Annotated in this window: 20 protein-coding genes and 2 pseudogenes; 10 read left to right on the top strand and 12 right to left on the bottom strand. The window is 54.6% G+C overall.

Annotated elements, in window-relative coordinates; all coding sequences use genetic code 11:
- Nucleotides 1-59 precede the first annotated feature (59 nt).
- The gene (locus L1889_RS10225) at nt 60-707 is read left to right on the top strand and encodes an RNA polymerase sigma factor (protein ID WP_238665039.1); all 648 of its coding nucleotides are present in this window, start codon (nt 60-62) and stop codon (nt 705-707) included.
- 75 nt (nt 708-782) lie between these two features.
- Complete coding sequence (locus L1889_RS10220) at nt 783-1,310, top strand: transposase (protein WP_238665038.1); 528 nt, start codon at nt 783-785, stop codon at nt 1,308-1,310.
- Between the two features lie 133 nt (nt 1,311-1,443).
- Here the strand turns inward: L1889_RS10220 and L1889_RS10215 are convergent, their stop codons facing one another.
- From L1889_RS10215 to L1889_RS10205, 3 genes are all read right to left on the bottom strand, one after another.
- On the bottom strand, nt 1,444-1,737 hold the full coding sequence (locus L1889_RS10215) for a helix-turn-helix domain-containing protein (RefSeq protein WP_238665037.1): 294 nt from the start codon (nt 1,735-1,737) through the stop codon (nt 1,444-1,446).
- 181 nt (nt 1,738-1,918) lie between these two features.
- Complete coding sequence (locus L1889_RS10210; RefSeq protein WP_238665036.1) at nt 1,919-3,097, bottom strand: acyltransferase family protein; 1,179 nt, start codon at nt 3,095-3,097, stop codon at nt 1,919-1,921.
- A 331-nt stretch (nt 3,098-3,428) separates the two neighbouring features.
- Entirely contained in the window at nt 3,429-3,983 is a 555-nt protein-coding gene (locus tag L1889_RS10205; protein ID WP_238665035.1) for a PRC-barrel domain-containing protein, read from the bottom strand.
- Between the two features lie 214 nt (nt 3,984-4,197).
- Here L1889_RS10205 and L1889_RS10200 point away from each other — a divergent pair, with 214 nt between their 5' ends.
- The 7 genes and pseudogenes from L1889_RS10200 to L1889_RS10170 all read left to right on the top strand — a co-directional run bounded on the left by L1889_RS10200 (nt 4,198) and on the right by L1889_RS10170 (nt 11,853).
- Nucleotides 4,198-5,106, top strand: a complete 909-nt coding sequence (locus tag L1889_RS10200; protein ID WP_238665034.1) for a YihY/virulence factor BrkB family protein — start codon at nt 4,198-4,200, stop codon at nt 5,104-5,106.
- A gap of 292 nt (nt 5,107-5,398) precedes the next feature.
- Nucleotides 5,399-6,214: a Bug family tripartite tricarboxylate transporter substrate binding protein gene (locus L1889_RS10195; protein ID WP_238665033.1), complete on the top strand. Its 816-nt coding sequence runs from the start codon at nt 5,399-5,401 to the stop codon at nt 6,212-6,214.
- Nucleotides 6,215-6,241: 27 nt separating this feature from the next.
- Nucleotides 6,242-6,724 (top strand): tripartite tricarboxylate transporter TctB family protein, encoded by a 483-nt coding sequence (locus L1889_RS10190; RefSeq protein WP_238665032.1) that lies wholly within the window; start codon nt 6,242-6,244, stop codon nt 6,722-6,724.
- Complete coding sequence (locus tag L1889_RS10185) at nt 6,724-8,202, top strand: tripartite tricarboxylate transporter permease (RefSeq protein ID WP_238665031.1); 1,479 nt, start codon at nt 6,724-6,726, stop codon at nt 8,200-8,202. The genes L1889_RS10190 and L1889_RS10185 overlap by 1 nt, the downstream gene beginning before the upstream one ends.
- Before the next feature lie 68 nt (nt 8,203-8,270).
- Nucleotides 8,271-9,572, top strand: a complete 1,302-nt coding sequence (locus L1889_RS10180; protein WP_238665030.1) for an NTP/NDP exchange transporter — start codon at nt 8,271-8,273, stop codon at nt 9,570-9,572.
- 51 nt (nt 9,573-9,623) lie between these two features.
- On the top strand, nt 9,624-10,568 hold the full coding sequence (locus tag L1889_RS10175) for an aldo/keto reductase (protein ID WP_238665029.1): 945 nt from the start codon (nt 9,624-9,626) through the stop codon (nt 10,566-10,568).
- Between the two features lie 81 nt (nt 10,569-10,649).
- Nucleotides 10,650-11,853 (top strand): annotated as a pseudogene (locus L1889_RS10170) (MFS transporter).
- On the opposite strand, the gene cueR reads toward L1889_RS10170, so the two are convergent.
- The 4 genes from cueR to L1889_RS10150 all read right to left on the bottom strand — a co-directional run bounded on the left by cueR (nt 11,850) and on the right by L1889_RS10150 (nt 16,262).
- Nucleotides 11,850-12,242, bottom strand: coding sequence for a Cu(I)-responsive transcriptional regulator (cueR, locus tag L1889_RS10165; RefSeq protein ID WP_238665028.1), 393 nt, complete (start codon nt 12,240-12,242; stop codon nt 11,850-11,852). The pseudogene L1889_RS10170 and the gene cueR sit on opposite strands and share 4 nt — an antisense overlap.
- Nucleotides 12,243-12,261: 19 nt before the next feature.
- Entirely contained in the window at nt 12,262-14,775 is a 2,514-nt protein-coding gene (locus L1889_RS10160) for a heavy metal translocating P-type ATPase (protein WP_257793890.1), read from the bottom strand.
- Nucleotides 14,776-15,003: 228 nt separating this feature from the next.
- Nucleotides 15,004-15,453 carry an azurin gene (gene azu / locus L1889_RS10155; RefSeq protein WP_238665027.1) on the bottom strand — a complete coding sequence of 150 codons (450 nt, stop codon included), beginning with the start codon at nt 15,451-15,453 and terminating at the stop codon, nt 15,004-15,006.
- 203 nt (nt 15,454-15,656) lie between these two features.
- Complete coding sequence (locus L1889_RS10150) at nt 15,657-16,262, bottom strand: hypothetical protein (protein ID WP_238665026.1); 606 nt, start codon at nt 16,260-16,262, stop codon at nt 15,657-15,659.
- A gap of 301 nt (nt 16,263-16,563) precedes the next feature.
- On the opposite strand from L1889_RS10150, the gene L1889_RS10145 reads away from it, so the two are divergent.
- Nucleotides 16,564-18,186, top strand: coding sequence for an MFS transporter (locus L1889_RS10145; protein WP_238665025.1), 1,623 nt, complete (start codon nt 16,564-16,566; stop codon nt 18,184-18,186).
- 150 nt (nt 18,187-18,336) lie between these two features.
- On the opposite strand, the gene glnA is transcribed toward L1889_RS10145, so the two are convergent.
- From glnA to L1889_RS10120, 5 genes and pseudogenes are all read right to left on the bottom strand, one after another.
- Nucleotides 18,337-19,674, bottom strand: coding sequence for a type I glutamate--ammonia ligase (glnA, locus tag L1889_RS10140; protein ID WP_238665024.1), 1,338 nt, complete (start codon nt 19,672-19,674; stop codon nt 18,337-18,339).
- On the bottom strand, nt 19,653-20,633 hold the full coding sequence (gene dapF / locus L1889_RS10135; protein WP_238665023.1) for a diaminopimelate epimerase: 981 nt from the start codon (nt 20,631-20,633) through the stop codon (nt 19,653-19,655). The genes glnA and dapF overlap by 22 nt, the downstream gene beginning before the upstream one ends.
- A 14-nt stretch (nt 20,634-20,647) precedes the next feature.
- On the bottom strand, nt 20,648-20,839 hold the full coding sequence (locus L1889_RS10130) for a hypothetical protein (RefSeq protein WP_238665022.1): 192 nt from the start codon (nt 20,837-20,839) through the stop codon (nt 20,648-20,650).
- Nucleotides 20,836-21,713, bottom strand: a pseudogene (locus L1889_RS10125) (aminotransferase class I/II-fold pyridoxal phosphate-dependent enzyme). Before L1889_RS10125 ends, L1889_RS10130 begins: the two are co-directional and overlap by 4 nt.
- Before the next feature lie 173 nt (nt 21,714-21,886).
- Nucleotides 21,887-23,350 carry a glutamate synthase subunit beta gene (locus L1889_RS10120; protein WP_238665021.1) on the bottom strand — a complete coding sequence of 488 codons (1,464 nt, stop codon included), beginning with the start codon at nt 23,348-23,350 and terminating at the stop codon, nt 21,887-21,889.
- Nucleotides 23,351-23,356: the final 6 nt, after the last annotated feature.

The raw sequence follows: 23,356 nt of genomic DNA, 5'->3' as shown, positions 1-23,356 counted from the left end.
CTGCTCCTTGCATGCTGTGCAAAAAACTCACAACACAGCGCTTCGGATGAGAGGCAGTCATGTATACAGAAACTAGTCGTTGCGTATCACAAAAGAGCAGTCTCGCAGGCCGGCTTGTGGGTCGTTCTCCGGCCGTCATGCCGCAGCTTGTTCGCCGCAGTACCTCTTGTCTTAGCGACCTCAGCAGGTTGCAAGATTGCTTGCTTGAGCACTATGTTGATTTAATCGATCAGCTAACCCGTCGATTCGGCTGCGCCGACATTGCGGCTGAAACCGTACATGAACTTTGGCTTCGGTTAAACGATTCGCCTCTAGGCAAGCTTCCACCCTTGCGCAGCCCCCGAGCCTACCTGTATCGCATGGCTGTGCATACAGGAATAGATAAGCTGCGTTCTAGTCAGCGCTATCAAAACCTTTACTTTCACTATGATGATCAATTCCATGACCGTGCGGACCCCTTAGCCCGCGTAGAGGACATTGTTGCCTGTCGTGCCTTACTTCGAGTACTAGATGAAATTATTCACAGCTTGCCCAATAGACGCCGCGCCATATTTGTGGCCGTGCGTGTCGAGCAGATGGAGCGACGCGAAGTGGCGGCGATGTTTGGAATAACCGCCCGAAGCGTGGCACATGAATTGCGGCATGCTGAAAAGTTTTGCATCGAGCAAATGCTGAAGCGCTCTTTTGCCCCGTATTACGCCAATTGAAGTTGTTCTTTAGTGGCGGCAATTGGATTAGTTAACGACCATATCACTGGGAGGGGGATGGCGACAAGAATAGGTATGTTGGAACTAGACAAGAATCTGTCACGCGTAATTGACCGGGCTCGTAACGAGCCTGTGCAAGTGTATAAATATTCCAAGCCATGGGTTTGGATTTTGGCGCACTACCGATGGGGGCCGGAGTCAGGCATAAACAAGATGGTTCCTGTGTACCATCCCATACGGCATGTCAATAATTCAATGGATAACACCTTAAGGCAAAACTACTTAAGCCTCAAAAAAATTGATGGGGATCTCAATCTGCAGTTCCCTGCCGAGTTCGTTATCCGGTGTGTGGTGCTACAACTGATTTACAACGTGCAAGATGAATCTAGTCTGCAAGAATGCATAGGGTGGAACTTATTGTTTCGATGGTTCATAGGACTAGATCTGCAACGCACTTTGACGGCTGATAGCGGGCTGGACGTCAGTATTAGGCAAATTGTCAAAAACGAAACGGCAGTGGCTCTACTTTACAAAATCATTATGGTCATCAAGCCTTACCTGGATATCGAGAAAGACGAGTTCAAACCCAATTTTTCCCCCTAATATCCTGGATGCTACGGTATCCCTCGCTGGCAGTCTTGGTCGATGGTGACGGTCTCTATGAAGCTCCAGCAAGAACCCCTTGACTGCATTGCAGATGCATCCGTTATGGCTCGCCGAGAGCTTGGCACAGGTGCTATTCGTTGAATACCTCTAGCAAGTTTTTCTCGGTCTCAGCCATCAGGTGTGCGGCAGTGCAGCCTAAGGCTTTTGAGATCCGTAGAATGATGACTAGCGTAGGCATATGTTCACCGCGTTCGATCTTTCCCATGTGTGATCGATCGATGCGGGCTAAGCTCGCGAGAGTATCTTGTGCCATATTTAATTCAGTCCTGGCGGTACGAACTGCCGAACCAAAAGCTTTGGCAGGCGCAGGTTCGAATGTAGTGGATCCAGGAGGACGACCTGGTTTGAGTAGACGCTTTTGCATAGACTAAAGCGTCGCTTAATAGAACAAGAAAAACCACGGTAAATTTACCGTATTTGTCATTTTTTTCTAAAACCGACGGTTTTTTGCTGTTCTATCTTAGCAGCGCGAACTCGGGTGCGATGACGCTCGACCTGCGGGCGAAGGCAGAACCGCAGTTTGGTGCTTTATTTGCTGAAAAGGTTCATCTCGAATGCCCTGAGTCGACGTTAGGCCGAAGAAATAGCCTCTTGCCAAATCGGTCGGCTATTTTCATGGAAGGCTTGTCGATATGCTTGTGGAAAAAATAGGCAAAGAAGTAGGTGCCAGAGAATACGGCGACCAGAGATATAAGCAAAGAATAGAGGTTCTTTCCCATTTCGAGAAATATATAATTGCCTGCGATGGCCAGAATAAAGGGGTGCAGAAGGTATACCGAAAAAGACAGCTTGCCGAGCCAGGCAAGCAATTTGGTGCCCGCACCAGGCTGAGGGCTGTGCCGGCCAATGCCGCCTGTTAGTACGGCTATTAGTATGCATAAAGACCCGATGGCAGGGTAGATGATGGAAGGATCGGCATCCTGAGCAAATGTATGGAGGAGATCAGTGAGTGCTCCCAGCCAGCGATAGGAGGAGCTGGTTTCGTAGAAGCCAATCAGATAACAGCCCAGAACAAGTAAAGATATTGATAGCAGGGCCAAGTGCCACCTTGGCAGCTTTCTGACTGAACTGAAATTGATATGCGCCAGCGCTGCGCCAAAGAAAAACAGACTATAGATGCTAAAGCTTTTGGGCAAAGAAAGCAGGTAGCAGCCCAGGCCAATGCAAATGGTGATTAGCGAGTTTCTGTACTCTCCTAGCAATGCATAGAGCCCAAAAATCAGAAACGAGCCGTAGAGTTCTATCGAGATGGTCCACAAGACATAATTAAAGTTGCCGTCACCAAACAACATGCTCTTGTACAGAGCTGATTTGAGCATCTGGGTAAAGCCCAGACTCGTATCAGGAAAATCGAGAAAGGCGCTAACACCCTCCGGCGCCGAAGGAAATACATTGAAAATAATGCCCAGATAGCCGATACAGACCGCAGCCCCCACCGGCAGCCCCAGCCTCAGGTAGCGTTTGCTTGCAGCAACATACACATAGGTGTCATCAAGCGGTGCTTTCTTGATGCAGGCGGAACATAGCACGTAGCCGCTGAGCAAAAAGAATAAAAGTACAGCTGAACCGCCGCGGTAGAAAAACGTGAAAGGGGAGTTGAAGATGCTCAGGGCAAGTGTAGAGGCATTGCTGTCGGCGAGGCCATAGTGAATCTCGCTGTAATAGAGCAGAAGTACGTGAGAGAAAATGACACTTATAGCTGCCAGTCCACGCAGTCCGTCCAAAGTGCTTGAATGCTTAGTATTGGCTTTGGTCATCAGGGCGGTACGGGGTCCTCAGGATAAAAACAATAAGTCAATGATAACAAACCCCTGGAACAGATGTATGTGTACTGTTTTTTCTATAAACGACGATGGCGAGGCAGATTAAAGCGCGAGGATTTTAAGTGCGCTTTGCTTCACCCGCCGCCTCACTAAATAAGGGGAATTTCTATGACACGGAAATTCCCCCTGTTGTGTTAATCATCTTGCTGAGTCTTGCCGTCGACGCTCGATTAAAGAGTGTCTGGATCGAGTCGGTTTCCGAAAAATCAGTCACCATCCGTTTGTGCGGAGGTTACTGGGTTGAGGACGCTCCGGGCGCTGTCGGAGCACCTGGAGCAGCAGGGTCTGCGGGGGCGGCACCTGGAGCAGCGGGAGCGCCCATACTTCCTGATGCGGCCGGACTACCCATTGTGTCGCTATCCATAGGCTCATCGGATTTTGGCGGCTCATACGCTGGCATGTCTTTCAACCGGTCTTTTGTGTAGCCCGAAAGCATGAACTTGCCGCCGTTTTCTGTAATCTCGTCGAATGGGATAGCGACGTTATGCTCACCCATTCCCAGAAAGCCGCCGGCTCCGACGATGAAAGATGTCATTGCCCCATCAGCGGACATAGTAATGTCAGTGATATTGCCGACCTTCTCATCGTCTTCGTTGTAAACCGATTGACCAATCACATCGCTTTTGACACTCCAGTCAGTGCCCGGAGTCGACATAGTAGCGCTGTCGCTACTGCTTGCCGGTCCCGCTCCGGCGGCCCCGCTACCCGCAGCATTGTCTTGCGCATAGCTTAACGGTGCCAGCGCAAGCGGTAACGAGCACAATGCAGTTATGAGTATTTTTTTCATGGGTATCTCCTGAAAATTAACGAAGGTGTGCTGAAGCTAGCAAGTATCGTGCCCGACGGCAGGGCAACTGATAGCAGGCAAAGCTTTGCTGACCCTGTGCTAGACTTCACCGAATACGGCTTGTGCTCAGCTTGCTCTCGTTAAAGGGCCGCGTAATCGTCGCCCTTATCGCCTTATCAATTGGAAGATTTCTTATATCCAACGGTTGAAGATTATGCACCTGACTCCCCGACAGTTTCTATATCTGGCAAAGTGTTCATATCAGGCATGGAGCGACGACTACGCTTCAAGCATGGGTGCAGCCATCGCGTTCTATACCGTATTTTCCATTGCTCCGCTGCTTATTATTGTCATCGCTGTTGCTGGCTTTATTTGGGGTGAAGATGCTGTGCGGGGCGAGGTTATCCAGCAGCTTGGCGGTCTGGTCGGTCAGGAAGGAGCCGAAAGTGTGCAGGCGCTTATTCGAAGCGCAGACAGGCCGGCGCAGGGCATTACAGCGACGCTCGTTAGTGTAGTGATCTTGCTTGTCGGGGCGACGCGGGTTTTTGCCGAACTGCAGAGTGCGCTCGATCGTATCTGGAAAGTGCCCGCCCTGCAAAGCACTGCGGGATGGTGGCGGATGCTGCGAGCCCGGCTGCTATCGCTGGGGCTGGTTCTGGGCATGGGTTTTCTGCTTTTGGTGTCTTTAGTGATCAGCGCCGGCCTGGCAGTCCTGGGCGGTTGGACGGCAGGGCTTCTTCCTGGCTGGGAGGTACTTCTGCAGGGGCTGAATGCACTCGCCTCGCTCGCGATTTCCACGGTACTGTTTGCGGTCATTTTCAAATACATGCCCCAAGCTTCTATCGCATGGCGCGACGTTTGGATTGGCGCCATCGTAACTGCAGTCTTGTTCGAGATTGGCAAGGTGCTGATCGGTCTCTATGTGGGCAAAAGCTCTACTGTTTCATCGTTGACTGCGGCAGGGTCTCTGGTCATAGTGCTGATCTGGGTGTACTACGCAGCGCAGGTATTCCTGTTGGGGGCAGAATTCACGTGGTTCTATGCTAATCACCATGGATCGAGACGCAAAGGGGCAGGACAGACCTCCCTTTCTAACTCAAATAAGTCTGCTTCGTCACTGTGAGGCCGCCATGAACGAAATCCCCCCGCCGGTACGCGAAGCGTTATCGCACCTGGAGAGCATGGAAAAACCGCATTGACAGCCACCAGGCCCCCGCTTACTCTGCGAAAACGTGCTGCAAACGACCAACAATCGAAAAAATCGAGGGAGACACGATGAAATTCAAACAGTTACTCAAATTTCTGGTTGTTGGGACTGCGTTCTGCGCGGGTGCAGCACATGCCCAAGTCAGCGTAATGTTGCCCGCCAACCCAGGCGGGGGTGGGACTCCACAGGACGACAGGCTTTCCAGGCCATGAAACAGGCGGATATCTATACCGGAACTGTGAATTTTTCTAATAAAGGCGGTGCGGGCGGCACCATCGGACTATCCGATTTTCAGCGCTCGCAGCAAGGCAAGCCCGATGCGCTGGCAGTCTTCGGTGCTATCACGGTAGGTGCCATCACGCTGAACAGCTCTCCCGTCGACCTAAGCAAATTCAAACCAGTGGCACGCCTGACCGCTGAATATCTGGTGCTGGCGGTCAAGGAAGATTCCCCCTACAAAACACTCGAAGACTTCGTCGCCGCGCTCAAAAGCGACCCCGGCGCGACAGCCGTTGGTGGTGGCTCTGCAGGTGGCGTCGACCACATCGCATTGGCACTCCTGGCACAAAGCGCCGATGTACCAGTGCCCTCGTTGAACTATATCCCTCAGACAGCTGGCGCAGATACTGTTATCGGCATCGTCAATGGCACCTTGCAAGCCGGCATTTCAGGCATTTCAGAATTCCAGCAGTTTGCCGAGGAAGGACGCATACGTATATTGGGGATCACTACAGCCGAGCGCATGAAAGGCCTGGAAGACATTCCTACGTTCAAAGAAGCTGGGTATGACGTGGAAATCGCTAATTGGCGTGGTATTTTAGGCTCGGTCGACATGCCTGAAGCTAATTATAAAGAATGGGTAGAGCGCTTTAGCCAACTGGATCAAAGTGATGCATGGCATGCCGTGCTTGAAAGGCAGGGCTGGGATGCCTATTTCTTGCCAGGTGAGGAATTCGGCGAATTCATCGTCAGCGAAAGTAGCCGCATCAATCAAATTCTCCAGGACGCAGGGCTGAGTAAGTAAGCCCAAGACAACGGTGAAGGAATGCCGATGAACCTATTGCGCACAGGTCCGTGGTGGCTGGGGCTGGCTGTGATGTTTCTGGGGGCGGTATGTCTCTATGCTTCAACCGAACTGGCAGTTACTGCACAATATGCGGCCATCGGCCCAGGCATGTTCGTTCTCGCTGTGGGCCTGGGCCTGGTAGGGCTGGGTGTGCTGATACTGATTCAGATCGCTCGTGGTGAGGTCTTCGAAGCTGACGAGGCAGAGAATGCAGCGCCTGGCCAGGCAATGGGCAAACGTGCCTTTTTTACGGCTTTGCTGGCGGCCGCGCTGCCCGCCCTGATTATTGAGATGCTTGGGCTACCCGTGACCGCGATGTTGTCATTTATGCTGGTAGCGCGTGCCTTCGGTTCCAAACGCCTGTTGTCCGATCTGATTGTGGGATTTGTGCTGGCCAGCTCGGGCTGGTTTCTGTTTGGCTGGCTCGGTCTTCAGTTGGGCGGGTTCTTTCCCTTGGCGGGTTTCTAATGGACACATTGCTACTGCTGCTTCATGGCTTTGAGGTTGCGCTGACTCCCGCCAACCTCATGTGGGCCTTTGTCGGGTCCGTATTAGGGACAGCGATCGGCATTCTTCCAGGAATCGGCCCTGCACTGACCATTGCGCTGTTATTGCCGGTCACAGTATCGGTAGGGCCGGTCTCGGCCTTTATTATGTTTGCTGGGGTGTTGTACGGCGCTATGTATGGTGGATCCACGACGTCCATCCTTATCAATACGCCTGGTGAAGCAGGGTCGATGATGACCGCGCTGGAGGGCAATAAAATGGCTCGGGCGGGCCGCGGTGCCGCGGCACTGGCTACGGCGGCCATTGGTTCTTTTGTGGCTGGTACCATTGCCACCTTAATGTTGACGTTCGCAGCGCCAGTCGTTGCTGAGTTGGCATTTCTGCTTAAGCCAGCCGACTACTTTGCATTGACGGTTCTTGCTTTTACCTCGGTGGCCGTGGTTATGGGCGCATCGCGGGTGCGAGGATTTGTATCCCTGTTCATTGGCCTGGCATTGGGCGTTATCGGCATCGACGCCATGACCGGTCAGCCACGCATGACATTCGGTATTGCTGCCCTGCTTGACGGCGTGGAGCTGACGGTTGTGTTGGTGTCTGTCTTTGCCGTAGGAGAAATTCTCTATGTTGCCAGCCGCTACGTACAGGGGAAGGACGATATTATTCCGGTCAAGGGTAAAGCGTTCATGACGCGAGAAGACTGGCGCCGTTCCTGGAAGCCCTGGTTGCGTGGTACGGCCATTGGCTTTCCTATTGGTACGATTCCCGGCGGCGGATCCGAAATCCCGACAATGCTCTCGTATACGCTGGAAAAGAAGTTATGCCGGCACAAAGAAGAGTTCGGTAAAGGTGCTATCGAAGGGGTGGCCGGGCCGGAGGCTGCTAATAATGCCTCAGCCGCTGGCATTCTAGTGCCACTGCTTACGCTGGGGTTGCCTACTTCCGCTACAGCGGCTATTTTGCTGGCAGCGTTCCAGAATTACGGTTTGCAGCCTGGACCCTTTTTATTTACCAGCAACCCTGAACTGGTCTGGGGCCTGATTGCTTCCTTGTATATTGGTAATTTTATGCTGCTGGTGCTGAACCTGCCTTTGGTCGGTATATGGGTGAAGCTATTGCAGATCCCCCGGCCGCAGCTGTATGCCGGCATTCTGGTTTTTGCGATGATGGGGATCTGGGGTGTATCTGGCTCGGTGTTTGACCTGGGCATGATGGCCGCGCTGGGCGTGGTCAGCTATGTGATGCGCGTGTATGGTTTTCCCATTCCACCGTTATTGATCGGGCTGATTCTCGTGCCGCTGGCCGAAAATCAGCTTCGCACGGCCATGGCGGCGGGGCAGGGGCGGCTGTCGGTGTTGGTTGATACGCCAGTTTCGATCACTTTCCTGCTGCTGGCCTGTATGTTCCTGTTCGTTCCGGTATTGCTGAAACGGTTAAAGTAAGATCACGCTTCACTGTTACCAGGGAACCATGTTCTGTTCCGGTGCATCCCAAGTATAAAAATCGGCTTATGGCTATAACATTACAGCGCGTGTTCAATGTTCGTCGGGCAGAGGTTTTGCCGGTGGTCTTGGCGATGTTGTTTTTCTTTTGTGTGCTGACTGCGCTCATGATGCTGCGCCCCGCGCGCGAAGCGCTGGGCATGCGTGGCGGGCTCGATACCGTGCGCTGGCTGTTTGTCGGTACGGCACTCGTGACGTTGCTGGTCAATCCGATATTTGGACTGCTGGTCAGTCGATTTCGCCGGATTGTGTTTATTTCTTTTACGTACTTGTTCTTCGCGTTCAGTCTGGTGGTCTTCTACTTGCTGATTGCGCTGTCGCCTGAGGCGATTGGCGTAATCTCCGGCCAGGTGTTTTATGTCTGGTTCAGTGTCTTTAACTTATTTTCGTCCATGGTTTTTTGGGCACTGATGTCCGATAGGTTTTCGTTAGAGCAGAGCAAGCGTTTCTTCGCACTGATTGCCGTGGGTGGAACCCTGGGCGCTATCTTTGGTCCCTGGCTGGCGACCATGCTGGCAACACCATTTGGTACGCCCGCCTTACTGTTGGTATCCAGTGGTTTTTTGATGTTGGCATTATGTGCGGCCGGTGTGCTCGTTCATATCCAGCCCGCACAAACGATATCTGGAAAAAACGGCTGTGCGGCCGTTCAGCCCGCAGCCGATGAGCGTGTTATGGGCGGAGGGGCCTGGGACGGTATCAAGGCGGTATGCCAGTCAAGGTATTTGGCGGGCATCGCAGCCTACGTGATTATCCTGGCGATTATGGCTACTTTTCTTTATTTTACGCGTCTGCAGATGGTGGCGGCGTTGGGTGATGAAATGGACAGTCGCACCACGCTATTTGCCCAAATCGATCTGATCACGCAAATAGCTACGCTGGTGATTCAGGTCTTGGTGTCGGGTCATTTAATGAAGCGTTTGGGTGTTCATATTACCTTGGCTTTGCTTCCGGTTACTGTGCTCTTCGGTTTTATCGGTCTTGCAGCCGTGGGTTCGCTGGCTGCCCTGATCGTTTTCGAGTCGGCGTTCAGAGCGGTGCAGCGCGCCGTTATGCGTCCGGCCAGAGAAACGCTGTTTACCGTGCTCAGCTCTGAAGATAAGTACAAGGCCAAGGCTTTTGTTGATACCTTCATTTATCGAGCGGGCGACGTGGCTGGCGCTCAGTTGGAAGGTGCGTTGGGCCGCCTGGGCATGGGACTCGCGGCAGTGGCCAGTGTTGCAGTGCCGCTGGCTATCGTCTGGGCAGGGCTTGCGATTTGGCTGGGCCGCACACAGCAAAGAATCGCTGTTTCTAATTTGCCCGAATAAGTCCTTATGGATTTTTCTACATCACATTTACATAGACAAAGGATATTCAAAATGATTTCTCGTCGTGATTATTTGAAGCTATGTATGGCGGCTGGCACAGGCGCGATGTTTAGACCGAGCCTGCTGTGGGCAGATGAACAGCCCGGAGCATTGATTACACGTCCTATTCCTTCTTCCGGGCAACAGCTACCCGTTGTAGGGCTGGGTAGTTCTGCAACATTCTCCAGCGCAGCAAGTGGGGCTGATATCGATGCCTTGAAACAGGTGTTTCGTGCTTTGGTCGAACAGGGAGGGGCGGTTTTTGATACGGCGCCCAGTTATGGTGAGTCCGAAGCCGTGGCAGGAAGAATTGTCAATGAACTGAATATCAGCGACAAGGTGTTCTGGGCGACCAAGCTTAATGTTGCCGGTTTCGGCGGTGGCAAAGCGGATATCGAACAGGCAAAGGCCCAGATCGAAGCATCGTTCAAGGCCATCGACAAGCCCGTTATCGACCTGATTCAGGTACACAACCTCGGAGACCTGCCCACCCAACTGCCGCTTTTGAAGGCTCTGCGCGATGAAAAGCGCATCCGCTATATGGGGGTGACTACCACGTTCCCCCGACAGTATGATCAACTGGAAAACGTGATGCGCGACGAGCCTCTCGATTTTATCGGTGTGGATTACGCCATCGATAATCGCGTTATGGAAGAACGCATATTGCCGCTGGCGGCGGATCGGGGCATTGCAGTGTTGGTGTACGCGCCCTTTGGCCGCAACCGCCTATGGAGCCTGGTGAAAGGGCACGAGGTACCGGATTGGGTTGCCGAGCTGGGAATCCGCTCTTGGGGACAGTTCTTCCTGAAGTTCGTGATCTCTCATCCGGCCGTCACCTGCGCAACGCCCGCCACGAGCCGTGCCAGGAATATGGTGGACAACATGGGCGCTGCATTCGGCGATTTGCCGGATACTGGTATGCGTAATCGCATGGCGCAGTACATAGAGTCACTTTGATTTTTTTGGCCGGCATGCATCGTGTCGTCGCTCTTATATTCATAGCTGAGGTAAATCGTGTCGAATGTTAATGCCGGTTCATTGGAAGGGGCTACTCCTATATTGTCGGAGCGCGATCAGCGAGGAAACACCATTCGACTTACCTTGGCGCAGGCATTGGCCGGTGCTAATTCAGTGGTGGTCTTTGCTACGGGTTCGATTGTGGGCCACATGCTCGCTGCAGACAAGACATTGGCAACCTTGCCTATTTCCATTTTCGTGGTCGGCATGGCCGCATGCATCTTGCCCATGGGCGGAATCGCCCGGCGTTATGGTCGCCGGGCTGCCTTTCTGACCGGAGCGGGATGCGGCGTGCTGGTCGGATTGCTGTCGGCAATGGCCGTTGTGCTGGCTTCGTTCTGGCTATTTTGCCTGGCGACATTCTTTGGAGGCGCCTATGCGGCAGTCGTTCTGTCCTTTCGCTTTGCCGCTACCGATGGCGTAGAGCCGGAAATGCGGGCTCGCGCCCTTTCGTTTGTCATGGGGGCGGGGTAGCCGCTGGCGTCATCGGACCGCAGCTTGTCACCTATACCATGAACCTGTGGCAGCCCTATATGTTCGCCGTCACTTTTCTTGTGCAGGCAGTGGTTGCAGCGGTATCAGCAGTCGTATTGCTTGGCGTCAGGTTACCGACGCTGGCACCGAAGGGGTGGCCGGAGGACGTCCCTTATCAATGATTGTGCGCCAGCCGCGTTTTATTACGGCAGCCATCTGCGGTGCGGTTTCCTACATGCTCATGAATTTCTTGATGACGGCGGCTCCGCTAGCGATGCAGATGTGCGGCCATCCGCAAGAGTCTGCCAATCTGGGCATGCAATGGCATGTCATTGCCATGTACGCACCCAGCTTCTTTACGGGGCGGCTGATCACCCGGTTCGGAGCGGGCCGTGTAGTGACGTTAGGCTTGCTCCTGATCGGCCTGGCGACGGCGGTGGGATTGACGGGCATTGACGTCCGCCATTTCTGGCTCTCGCTCATCTTGCTGGGGATAGGCTGGAACTTTGGCTTTATTGGCGCTTCGGCGCTGGTGCTTGAGTGTCACAGGCCTGAGGAGGCCACGCGCGTTCAGTCCTTCAACGATTTTGTTGTTTTTGGGACCATGGCTGTGGGGTCGTTCGCCTCGGGAAGCTTGCTGGCATCGTACGGATGGGACACAGTGCTTTGGGTGTCACTTGTGCCGCTGGCGCTCGCCGTGGCGGCGCTGGGGGCGGCTGCGTGGCGGCGGCCTGCGCTACCCGTTAACTAGGCCGTGTTCTCGAGATCGGCCAAAATCGGACAGTTGGGCCGGTCGTCACCGGCGCAGCATTCGATCAGCGTTTGAAGCGTACCGGCCATTTGTTCCAGGCTGTCTATCTTCTCGCGCAGCTCAGTAATGTGAGCTGTAGCGATACGTTTTACCTCAGCGCTCTGGCGCGATTTGTCGCGCCAGAGATCCAAAAGCTCACTGATCTGTGCCACCGGAAAGCCTAGATCACGACCTCGGCGGATAAACTGCAGCATATGCACGTCAGACGCAGAATAGTGTCGATAACCTGACTCCCGACGATTGGCCGGGGGAATCAGGCCGACCTGCTCGTAATATCGGATCATTTTGGCCGAGACGCCCGAGGCTTTTGCCGCTTCTCCAATATTCATTGCAATATCTCCTTTCCAGTTATGCCGTCTGCCCTTGAGAGTACTCGGCGGTTTCTTCTATAGGCGGGCGAAACCCGCGCAAGCGCAGTGCATTACCCAGAACGAAGACACTCGAAAGCGCCATTGCCCCCGCTGCGAAGATTGGCGACATGAGGATCCCCAAGGCCGGATAAAGCGCACCCGCCGCCACCGGAATCAGGGCGGTGTTGTAGGCGAAGGCCCAGAACAGATTCTGACGAATGTTGCCTATCGTTGCGCGTGACAGTGCAATGGCGGTAGGTACACCCATGAGGTTCCCCGACATCAATACCACGTCGGCCGCCTCGATGGCGATATCCGTGCCGGTGCCCACGGCAAGGCCCACATCCGCTTCGGCCAGCGCGGGCGCGTCGTTGATACCGTCGCCCACGAATGCCAGTCGTCCGTGCTCGGCCTTTAGCTTGCGCACGGCCTCGACCTTGCCTTCCGGCAGGACCTCGGCAACCACTTCGTCAATTCCAAGCTGGCGCGCAATGGCTTCTGCCGTGCGACGGTTGTCGCCCGTGATCATGGCGACCTTCAGGCCAAGTTTATGCAGCGCAGCGATGGCCTGGGGCGTTGTTACTTTGATGGGATCGGCGACCGCGACAATCGCAGCCAGCCGGCCACCAATGGCGGCATAAAGTGGCGTCTTGCCTTCGTTTCCCAGACGCTCGGCAGTTTCCGAAAAAACATCAACGTCGAGTCCCAGCTTGCGCATATAGCGGTCTGCCCCGACGTCAACCTGTTCTCCGTTGACGTATGCTTTCACGCCGAAGCCGGTGATCGATTCGAAGTTTGAAACATCTGGAATGACTATACCTTCATTACTGGCTGCCTCGACGATGGCGCGCGCGATAGGGTGCTCGGATTTCGCCTCGACAGCGGCGATCCGGCCTAGCACTTCCTCGCGCTTGAAGCCTTCAGCGATGTTCAGATCGGTTAGCGTTGGCCGTCCCTCGGTCAGCGTGCCGGTCTTGTCGACGGCGACGACCGTTGCATCTTTCAGCAGCTGCAATGCTTCGCCCTTACGGAAAAGAACGCCAAGTTCCGCACCGCGCCCGGTGCCCACCATGATTGAAGTCGGTGTCGCAAGCCCCATGGCGCAAGGGCAAGCAATGATCAGGACAGCCACGGCATTGACGAGCGCAAAGGTCAATGCAGGCTGCGGCCCGAAGACAATCCAGACGAGAAAGGTTAACGCGGCGGCTGCCATGACGGCAGGCACGAACCACATGGTTACTTTGTCTACCAGAGTCTGGATGGGCAGCTTGGATCCCTGCGCCTGTTCGACCATGCGGATAATCTGCGAAAGTACGGTTGCGCCACCCACTGCCGTCGCGCGGAAAGACAGTGCTCCCTTTTGATTGACGGTGCCTCCGACCAGCTTGCTGTTCATTGTTTTTGCAACCGGAATGGGCTCGCCGGTGATCATGGACTCATCGACATAACTTTGACCCTGCGTCACCTTACCGTCGACAGGAATTCGCTCCCCGGGGCGTACCTCGAGAATGTCGCCGGCCGCGACGTCGGTGATGGGAATTTCGACCACGGCCCCGTCACGCTGGACGCGTGCGGTTTTTGCCTGCAGGTTGACTAATCGCTTGATGGCTTCGGAAGTGCGGCCTTTGGCGCGTGCTTCCAGAAAACGGCCTAGGAGGATCAGCGTGACGATGACCGCAGCTGCTTCATAATAGACATTCACTGTACCTGCTGGTAGCAGTGATGGCGTGAAGGTGGCGACCAGGGAATAGGCATAGGCTGCGAAGGTGCCGACCGCGACCAACGAATTCATGTCGGGCGCCAGACGAAAAAGCGCTGGAATGCCCAGCCGGTAAAAGCGAAGGCCCGGCACAGCCAGCACCAGTGTCGTCAGCGCGAACTGAATATACCAGTTCCATTGGGCGCCTATGGTGTCCAGGATCAGTTCATGCATGCCTGGAATCAGGTGCGAACCCATTTCCAGCATAAAAACCGGCAATGTCAGAACAGCAGCAAGGGTCAGATCGCGTTTGAGCGCTGCACGCTCAGCGTCTTTGCGCTCGTTTGCAGCGTCATCGTCGGCGGATGCGCCAGCGTCTATGGCTTGCGCTGTATAGCCTGCCGCGGCAATCGCGGCAACCAGAGTGTTGGGATCGGTGCTGCCGCGTACGTGGGCGCGCTCGGTGGCCAGATTTACTGTGGCCTCAACAACGCCGGGGACGGCTTTGAGCGCTTTCTGGACACGGCCCACGCAGGATGCGCAGGTCATGCCGGCCACCGTCAAGTCGATGGCTGTGGCCGGCACGCTATAACCGGCGGCCTCAACCGTATTGACCAGAGTCTGACGGTCAACGGGAGCAAGTACCTTGATGTCAGCTCGCTCGGTCGTCAGGTTGACAGTGACCGAATCAACGCCTGGGACCTTTCCGAGGGCTTTTTCCACGCGGCCTACGCACGAGGCGCAGCTCATGCCTTCGATAGGCAGGCTGATCGTGGTTGCCAAGATGCTTTCTTGATGGGTTAGGGCGCTCAAGATCCTACCTCCTTATCATTCAGTTTAACTAGATTAAGAGAAGGATATAGCTTCCCATCGTGGGAAGGTCAAGACATCTTTGCTAGATCTACGTGGATACCTGTCTTTGAAAATGAGCTTGGGTTAACCTCTTTACCCCGGGAAGCTGGTTAGGTATCCAGCTTCCCGGGCTTAGTCTAAAGAGATTTTTTAACACCACTTACATGCAGGAAGGTTTTAGAAGCGTAATTAGCTGCTTAGCTTCAGCGTACCTGTCATGACGGCCCAGTGGCCGGGGAAGGAGCAAAAGAAGGCGTAATTTTCGCCTGCAGTCAGCTTGGAAACATCGAAAGTGACTGAATCGGACTCGCCGCCGCCGATGATTTTGGTGTGCGCAATAACGCGCTCGTCGTCGGCCTTGACGTAATCGTTATCCAGGCCAGCAGCCATGCCTTCAGTAGCTACTGCTTGCTTGTCGGCCTCTGTTGTCAATACCCAGTTGTGACCCATGGAAGCCTTGGGCAGTTGACCAGAATGAGTAAGATTGACGGTAAATTCTTCGCAAGTGTTATCCACTGTTATTTCTTTGGTGTCGTATTGCATGGCATCGGTGGAGTCAACCGTGATTTCGCAGTTAGCGGCCAGAGCGGGCAAGCTCATGATTGACAGTAGCGCGGCAAAAGTGACTTTAGCTAACATAATAATTAATCTCCAGTAGCAAAAACCGAAAAGCAGTGAAAAAAGCAATACTGTTAAACAGGGGAGAACAGTATCGTATGTACACAGTGAACCATAAAAACTCGTGGCGTGTCTTGAGCGGCATCAAGGTTATACATACTTTATTAAAGAATCGAAATAAGATCCAGATACGATATGAATCAAGATCAGTGCTGGCTCTAAGGTTACCGCTGCAACCACTGTAGATACGCCGAGCGAGTCACCTCTGACACTGAATCCAGCACTTTCTGATGATTGACTTGATGCCGCATTAGCAGCCGTGCATCGGCGACGGCGCGAGATTTGCAGAACCAGTGGCAGCTGTGCTGCAGCAGGTATAGTTCTGCCGAGAGGTGGTAGGCGCGGCTCTTTGCGTCCCAGCCGCTATCGTTGTCCACAACGTGGCGCAAGCCAGTCGCGTGGATGTGCAGCAGTTTGCGGAAATCTCGCGTGACAGCAGGCAGAAAGCGCTCGATGTAAGGCACGCAAAGCGAGAGTGTACTCATGCCGGCCGCTTGCAGGTTTTCCTTCTGCATGGCATCGGCGAGCGACTGAGCCTGCGCCGCCACGGCGCGCTCAGTCTGGCTAAGCATATCCAGCACCTGAAGCTGGCGGGATTCAGGCTCTTCACGGATGGCGCGAGTATAGCCTTCCGTCAGTGTTTCCATGTGGCGCTCAAGCTGCAGGCTAGCTAGGTGCCGCCCCAGCAAGGCAATACGTGCACGCTGGTAACGTACGCGCAATATTTGCCATCCGAGGAAAGCCAACAAGAGAATTATTACGATGTCCATGCTTGCGTTCTTTTATTGTCCGACTGGAGTACAGCATACAAAACAAAAAGGCCCAAACCGAAATTTGGGCCTTTTTAGGAATTTGGAGCGGAAAACGAGACAACCGCTACTTCACCAAAATACTTGATTCAACAGGGCTTTTGATACACCTCGGTTGAAAACCGTACTGAATTATGTACTGACTGAATGGCTTTGGCAAGAAGCATAGGCGCGTTGAAGCGCGGCGCTGATATGCGTTCACTGTCATAATAGGTTCATCTGGAGCTCGGACAACCTCGCTTTGCCACGGACCGATATTCTTATGAGCGTTTCACCTTTAGCCCCGTTCAAGCACACTACCTTTCGCGCACTCTGGACTGCCACCCTGGCGTCCAACCTGGGCGGTCTCATCCAGACTGTGGGTGCAGCCTGGATGATGACTACCATTTCCTCTTCGGATGATATGGTTGCCTTGGTGCAGGCGGCAACCACACTGCCGGTCATGATTTTTTCACTCGCGGCCGGGGTATTGGCTGATAGTTTCGAGCGTCGCAATATCATGCTGGTGGCACAAATATTGATGATGGTGGTATCGACGGCCCTCGCCATCTTTGCCGTCGCGGGGCTGCTTTCGCCCTGGCTGCTGCTGGCCTTCACATTTTCCATCGGCTGCGGCACGGCATTGCACAACCCGTCGTGGCAAGCGTCAATGGGGGACCTTGTCCCGCGCGAGGACCTTCCCGGTGCCGTGACACTGAACAGCATGAGTTACAACCTTATGCGCAGTATCGGCCCGGCCGTGGGCGGTCTGATTGTGGCGCTTGCTGGCGCCGCATTTGCCTTTGCGGTGAATGCAGTCAGCTATATTGCCCTGATCAGGGTGCTGGCACGCTGGAAGCCGCAACGCGCAGTCAACCCGCTGCCGCGCGAAACTTTTGGCAGCGCTTTATCAGGGGGATTGCGCTACATCGCCATGTCGCCCAACCTGTTGAAGGTCATGGGCCGTAGTTTCATTTTCGGGTTTGCAGCGGTTTCGGTTTTGGCCTTGCTGCCATTGGTGACGCGTGACCTGGTGACTGGTGGCGCTTTTTCGTACGGCATCATGTTAGGCTGTTTCGGGATGGGGGCTATCGGTGGAGCTTTGCTGAATGACCGGGTGCGTGATCGCTGGGGCAACGAAACCATCGTGCGCGCCACTTTCCTGGTCTTCGCACTGAGCGCGGTGGCGCTCGCGCTGAGCCGCCAGATGTGGCTGAGTTGCCTGATCGTACTGCCTGCCGGCGCCTGCTGGGTATTGACGCTATCGCTGTTTAACGTGACCGTGCAGCTATCCACGCCGCGTTGGGTGGTGGGGCGTGCTCTGGCGCTATACCAGACTGCAACATTCGGCGGCATGGCGGTAGGAAGCTGGGCTTGGGGTCTAAGTGCCGAAGCCTATGGGACGGATGGAGCGTTGCTCGGATCAGGTGCAGTGCTGGTCTTTGGTGCGGCTATAGGGCTGCGCTACGTATTGCCAGAGTTCAGCAAGCTTAGCCTTGATCCGGCTGATCGCTTCAACGAACCCACCTTGCTGCTGGATTTGCGCGGACGCAGTGGTCCCATTATGGTCATGGTTGATTATGAAATTGCGCAGAAAGACATCGAAGTCTTTCTTTCTCTTATGGCGCAGCGGCGCCGTATCCGTCTGCGCGATGGTGCGCGGCAATGGTCGCTGCTGCGCGACCTGGAGCGCCCGAGCGTCTGGACCGAAAGCTATCATGTGCCCACCTGGGTTGAATATGTGCGTCATCATCAACGCCGCACGCAGTCGGACGCCGAGGTATTCGACCGCTTGCTATCTCTGCACCGGGGCAAAAAACCACCCTATGTGCACCGCATGATTGAGCGTCAGACCGTACCCATTCGCGATGATATGCCGTTGAAACAGCATACGGAATTACCGTAGACAAGCAACAGCGATCCCGGCGCCAGATCAAACCGGTGGTGCCAATAAACAGTAATCAAGGTGCCATATCGATCTGGTCGATCGACAACGCCGCTAATTGCTCTTTAATTGAGCCGGTATGATATAAGGCTCGAAATCGCCCTGGGGCCCTCAGAACTGGGTCAAATACTGCTCTCTTTCCCAGGGGTGGACTGCCGTGCGGAAGGCATCCCATTCCTGCATTTTGGCCGATAGGAACCGCTCCAGCGCATGCTTACCCAAGGCCTGGGTCAATATTGCATCCTGCTTGAGTTCTTCCAGCGCCTCATACAGGCTCGATGGCAGACTCACAATACCGAGCCGCAATTTCTCCTCAGCACTCATGGTGAAGATGTTCTGGTTGACTGGCTCAGGCAGCGGCAGCTGATTGCGTATACCATCCAATCCCGATACCAGCATCATCGCAAGCGCCAGATACGGGTTGGCCGACGGATCGGCATTGCGCACCTCGATTCGTGTGCTGGGACCGTAGCTGGCCGGGACCCTGACCAGAGGGCTGCGATTTCTTGCTGACCAGGCCAGATAGCACGGTGCCTCATAACCCGGCACCAGGCGTTTGTAGGAATTCACCGTCGGATTGGTAATTGCTGCAAACGCCCGCGCATGTTTGAGAATGCCGGCCAGATAGTGCTTGGCCGTCACACTGAGGCGATGCGACTCTTCATCGCTGGCGAACACATTTTCATCACCGCGGGTCAATGACTGGTGACAATGCATACCCGATCCATTGACACCAAAAAGCGGCTTGGGCATGAAGGTGGCGTGCAGACCATGTTGTTTGGCGATGTTTTTGACCACCAATTTGAAAATCTGAATCTGATCCGCAGTTCTGACAGCATCAGCATATTTGAAGTCAATTTCATGCTGACCCGGCGCCACCTCATGGTGGGAGGCCTCTACTTCAAACCCCATGCTATCCAGGGAGAGCACAATATCCCGCCGACAATTCTCGCCCATGTCCGTCGGCGCCAGATCGAAGTATCCGCCCTGATCGTTCAGCTCCATCGTGGGACGCCCCGCAGCATCAGTTTTGAACAGGAAGAACTCCGGCTCCGGACCCACATTCATGGCCGAAAATCCCATGGCTTTCATTTCGGCAATCGCTTTTTTCAGGATGCTTCGCGGCGCACCTCTAAATGGGGTGCCATCAGGCCGATAGACATCGCAGATCAGCGCTCCGATTTTTCCCTTTTCTGTTCCCCAGGGATAAATCAGCCAAGTATCCAGGTCGGGATACAAGTACATGTCCGACTCTTCGATACGTACAAAGCCTTCAATCGACGAGCCATCGAACATCATCTTGTTGTCGAGTGCCTTGGGCAACTGGCTGACCGGAATTTCGACGTTTTTGAACGCACCGAACAAATCTGTGAACTGCAAACGAATAAAACGCACGTTTTGTTTACGCACATCCGAGATGATTTGATCTATGGACCATGTGGCTCCCATTTTCGCTCTCCTTGCAAGCGTGTTTTGACAGGTCCAGAGTAACAATCGAAAAGATGAATGGCTGTAGACTTAATGGCGCAAGATGTGTGCTTTTTCCGGCTCGCCGCTGCTCCGGACACATCGTATTCTCCTTCACATACGGTTTCTGCCGGGCCGGTCATCCACACATGGCCGGAGGACGCCCACTGTATGGTCAAATCACCCCCAGGCAGGTGTACACACACAGGCACATCACGCCGGATCTTGCCATTCAGACAAGCCGCCACCACAGCGGCACACGCTCCTGAGCCACATGCCTGGGTCATTCCCGAGCCGCGCTCCCAAACCCGGTAATCCATCTCCTGCTGATTGCGCACCGCCACCACGCCAACATTCACACGCTCGGGAAACCAATGTGCTTGTTCGATCCGCGGGCCCCACTCTGCCAGCGGGACGGTTGCCACTTCTTCGACAAACAGCAAGGCATGTGGGTTTCCCATAGACACACACGTCAGCCTAAAGTGATCAGTCCCAATCTCAAAGGGCTCATCAATGGTCATGGCATCGGCAATACCCAGCATAGGCACATCGGCTTTGAGAAGGCTGGGGTCGCCCATGTCCACCTTGACCCAGGAGTAGCGTGCGCTGTGCCTGATCAGCTCAACTTGCACCACACCACCTCGGGTTTCGATTGAAAACTGGTCCGTATCGATCCACCCTTCATCCTTGAGCAGTTTGGCAACGCAACGCAAGCCATTCCCGCAGGTTTGCCCCTCAGACCCATCTGCATTGAATATGCGCATGCTGAAATCTGCATGCGAGGCAGGTCCGATCAGAATCAGACCATCTGAGCCGATTCCGAAATGAACATTCGATACTGCTTGCGCCAGGGCCGACCAGTCTGCATAGATATCCGGTCTGCCCAGCACATTGAAAAAAACGTAGGCATTGCCCAACCCATGCATCTTGACAAATCGCATGCTCTTTCCCCTGCTCAAAATTCAAATGAGACCCGTTCCAGACGCCCACGCATGGCCTGCATCACACGCACCTCTTCCTGCCTGGTGGCCGCCTCATAGGTCACCGAAAATCGCGCATACGGTCCGACCTCATCCCAAGGCACACTGGAAATCAAATGCTCCCGAATCAGGTAATCACTGAATTGCGCTGCCGAATCAAATCTCACACCGCCCCGAACCGCACGTGGAATGCGTGCATACAAAAAAACGAGGCTCCCGGCGGCTGTATACGAAACCCGCTGGACCTCAGTACCTCGCATAACAAATCATGGCGACGTGCGTATTTTTGTGCTGTCTGCCTAGTGATCTCGGGATGGGCCAATGCGTAGGCAGCCGCCTTTTGTATGGGGATGAATTGGCCAGAATCCGTGTTGTCCTTCACCGTAGCAAAGGCTTTGATGATCTGTGCATTGCCCGCCATGAAGCCGATTCGCCATCCTGTCATGTTGAAAGCCTTGGATAATGAGTGCAGTTCAACACCTACTTGCTTAGCGCCCCGCGTGGCCAAAAAGCTGAGCGGTTTCACCCCATTGAACACCAGAGCCGCATACGCAGCGTCATGCACCACCAAGGTGCCGTGTTGTTGGGCAAAGTCCACGACCTGCTCAAAAAACGCGCCGGAGGCCAGCGCCCCTGTGGGGTTATTCGGATAGTTCAAGTACAACAGCTTGGCCCGCTGCATATCTTCTGGTTTCAGCTCGCTTAAGTCCGGCAGGAAGCCCTGTTCTTCATGCAACGGCAAAGAAACAACGCGGCCACCGTAATAGGCCCCGGACGTCGCCAGTACCGGATAGCCCGGGAGGGCATTAGAATCACATCTCCCGGGTTGATGAACGCAGCCGGCAGCATGGCCAACGCCGATTTGCTGCCCACCACCGGAATAATCTCGGTTTCCGGGTCGAGGTCGGCGACCCCAAATTCTTCGCGCATATAGGCTGCAGCCGCACGCTTGAACGTCAATATCCCGTTGTCGGCATAAAAACGGTTTTCAGGTTTGGCGGCCTCGTCCTGCAAGATGCGTACCACCGCGGGATCCGCCATCGCATCCGGTTCCCCCACACCCAGATCAATCAACTCAATGTCCGGATTCGCCTGCAGGGCTTGCCGCTTGGCTTGCTTGATCATCTCAAACTTGTACATACGTGTATCACGCCCAAACCCTTGGCCACCGATACGCTCTGCAAATGCTGCCTGAATCATGTTCTCTCTCATACTCACGCACTCCTGTTCAAACCTGTCAGGTAGCGGTGACAGGCCTGAGCCGCTTCCTTTCCTTCCTGTATGGCCCAGACAATCAGGCTTTGCCCGCGCCTGGCGTCCCCGGCCACGAAAACCCCTTTCACAGGTGTACTGTAGCGATGGGCACCTGTGTCGCTAGCTCGGACACGCACGTCGTGATTGATGCCCAGGGACTCGAACAAAGCCGGCTCCGGACCCTGAAAGCCAATTGCCAGTAGCACCAGTTGCGCCTTCCACAACCGCTCAGTACCTGGAATGGCTTGCCGCTGTGCGTCCAGCACAACACTGCGAACATGGCTGACCTGCCGTGGCGTCTCACTCAGAAAAGCAACGGCCGACGTCGAAAAGGCGCGCGGATCCCGCTGAAAACGGATCGCAGCCTCGCGTTGCCCGGGTTCCAACTTGTGAATCACTGGATATTCCGGCCACGGATTATCTGGTCCGCGTTGATCCGGCCGCTGCGTGTAGATATCAAACTGGACCAGACTTCGGCAGCCTTGTCGCAACGCTGTGGTAATGCAATCCACTGCAGTATCTCCTCCGCCAATGATGACCACATCGCGTCCGTTCGCCGAAATAAATTGCTCATCTTGCAAACCGGAGCCCAGCAGACTCTTCGTGTTGCCGGTCAGGTAATCCATGGCAAAATGTACCCCTTCCAGGGCTGTGCCGGACACGGACACATCACGCGGCACGGTTGCTCCGGAACACAGCAAAACCGCATCGTATTGACCCGCCAGATCTGTGATCAACACATCCCGACCCACTTCGACACCGATTTGAAACTGAATCCCTTCATCTCTCAATAACTGTACGCGACGGTCCACAACAGACTGCGGCAACTTTGTCTTGGGGATGCCATAGGTCAGCAGTCCCCCCAGGCGGTCAGCCCGCTCAAACACCGTGACCGCATGGCCCCAGCGATTCAACATCGACGCCGCAGCCAAGCCAGCCGGCCCCGAACCGATCACAGCCACGCAACGGCCCGAACGGGCTCTGGGCGGCTCGGCTGTGACCCAGCCTTGCTGAAAAGCACGATCAATAATCGACCGTTCAATGTCCTTGATCGTGACCGGTGTATCCACCAAGGCAGCCACACATCCCGCTTCGCAAGGCGCGGGACACGCTCGTCCCGTGAACTCCGGAAATGGATTGGTGAGACTCAGCCGTTCATAGGCTTTGCGCCACTGCCCGTGATAGACCAGGTCATTCCATTCCGGAATCAAGTTGTAAACGGGGCACCCTGTCGTCATGCCCCCCAATACACTACCGTCCTGACAAAACGGTACTGCACAGTCCATGCATCGTGAAGCTTGAGCCTGCAGCGCTTCATCTGCAGATAACAAGACAATCTCTTCCCAATCCCGGATACGCGTTGCGGGATCTCGATAGGGCATGCCCTGTCGCCTGACCTCAAGAATACCCGTCGCTTTTCCCATGCGCGC

The organism is Paenalcaligenes niemegkensis (genome assembly GCF_022230885.1).
GTDB lineage: Bacteria > Pseudomonadota > Gammaproteobacteria > Burkholderiales > Burkholderiaceae_B > Paenalcaligenes > Paenalcaligenes niemegkensis.
The sequence above is the reverse complement of the archived record's forward strand: the minus strand, read 5'-3'. Positions and strand labels throughout refer to the sequence as shown.

What these genes read in the sequence shown, in the direction of transcription:
- L1889_RS10225 (WP_238665039.1), top strand. Translation starts at nt 60, where the DNA reads ATGTATACAGAAACTAGTCGTTGCGTATCACAAAAGAGCAGTCTCGCA.
- L1889_RS10220 (WP_238665038.1), top strand. Translation starts at nt 783, where the DNA reads ATGTTGGAACTAGACAAGAATCTGTCACGCGTAATTGACCGGGCTCGT.
- L1889_RS10215 (WP_238665037.1), bottom strand. Translation starts at nt 1,737, where the DNA reads ATGCAAAAGCGTCTACTCAAACCAGGTCGTCCTCCTGGATCCACTACA.
- L1889_RS10205 (WP_238665035.1), bottom strand. Translation starts at nt 3,983, where the DNA reads ATGAAAAAAATACTCATAACTGCATTGTGCTCGTTACCGCTTGCGCTG.
- L1889_RS10200 (WP_238665034.1), top strand. Translation starts at nt 4,198, where the DNA reads ATGCACCTGACTCCCCGACAGTTTCTATATCTGGCAAAGTGTTCATAT.
- L1889_RS10195 (WP_238665033.1), top strand. Translation starts at nt 5,399, where the DNA reads ATGAAACAGGCGGATATCTATACCGGAACTGTGAATTTTTCTAATAAA.
- L1889_RS10190 (WP_238665032.1), top strand. Translation starts at nt 6,242, where the DNA reads ATGAACCTATTGCGCACAGGTCCGTGGTGGCTGGGGCTGGCTGTGATG.
- L1889_RS10185 (WP_238665031.1), top strand. Translation starts at nt 6,724, where the DNA reads ATGGACACATTGCTACTGCTGCTTCATGGCTTTGAGGTTGCGCTGACT.
- L1889_RS10180 (WP_238665030.1), top strand. Translation starts at nt 8,271, where the DNA reads ATGGCTATAACATTACAGCGCGTGTTCAATGTTCGTCGGGCAGAGGTT.
- L1889_RS10175 (WP_238665029.1), top strand. Translation starts at nt 9,624, where the DNA reads ATGATTTCTCGTCGTGATTATTTGAAGCTATGTATGGCGGCTGGCACA.
- cueR (WP_238665028.1), bottom strand. Translation starts at nt 12,242, where the DNA reads ATGAATATTGGAGAAGCGGCAAAAGCCTCGGGCGTCTCGGCCAAAATG.
- azu (WP_238665027.1), bottom strand. Translation starts at nt 15,453, where the DNA reads ATGTTAGCTAAAGTCACTTTTGCCGCGCTACTGTCAATCATGAGCTTG.
- L1889_RS10150 (WP_238665026.1), bottom strand. Translation starts at nt 16,262, where the DNA reads ATGGACATCGTAATAATTCTCTTGTTGGCTTTCCTCGGATGGCAAATA.
- L1889_RS10145 (WP_238665025.1), top strand. Translation starts at nt 16,564, where the DNA reads ATGAGCGTTTCACCTTTAGCCCCGTTCAAGCACACTACCTTTCGCGCA.
- glnA (WP_238665024.1), bottom strand. Translation starts at nt 19,674, where the DNA reads ATGGGAGCCACATGGTCCATAGATCAAATCATCTCGGATGTGCGTAAA.
- dapF (WP_238665023.1), bottom strand. Translation starts at nt 20,633, where the DNA reads ATGCGATTTGTCAAGATGCATGGGTTGGGCAATGCCTACGTTTTTTTC.
- L1889_RS10120 (WP_238665021.1), bottom strand. Translation starts at nt 23,350, where the DNA reads ATGGGAAAAGCGACGGGTATTCTTGAGGTCAGGCGACAGGGCATGCCC.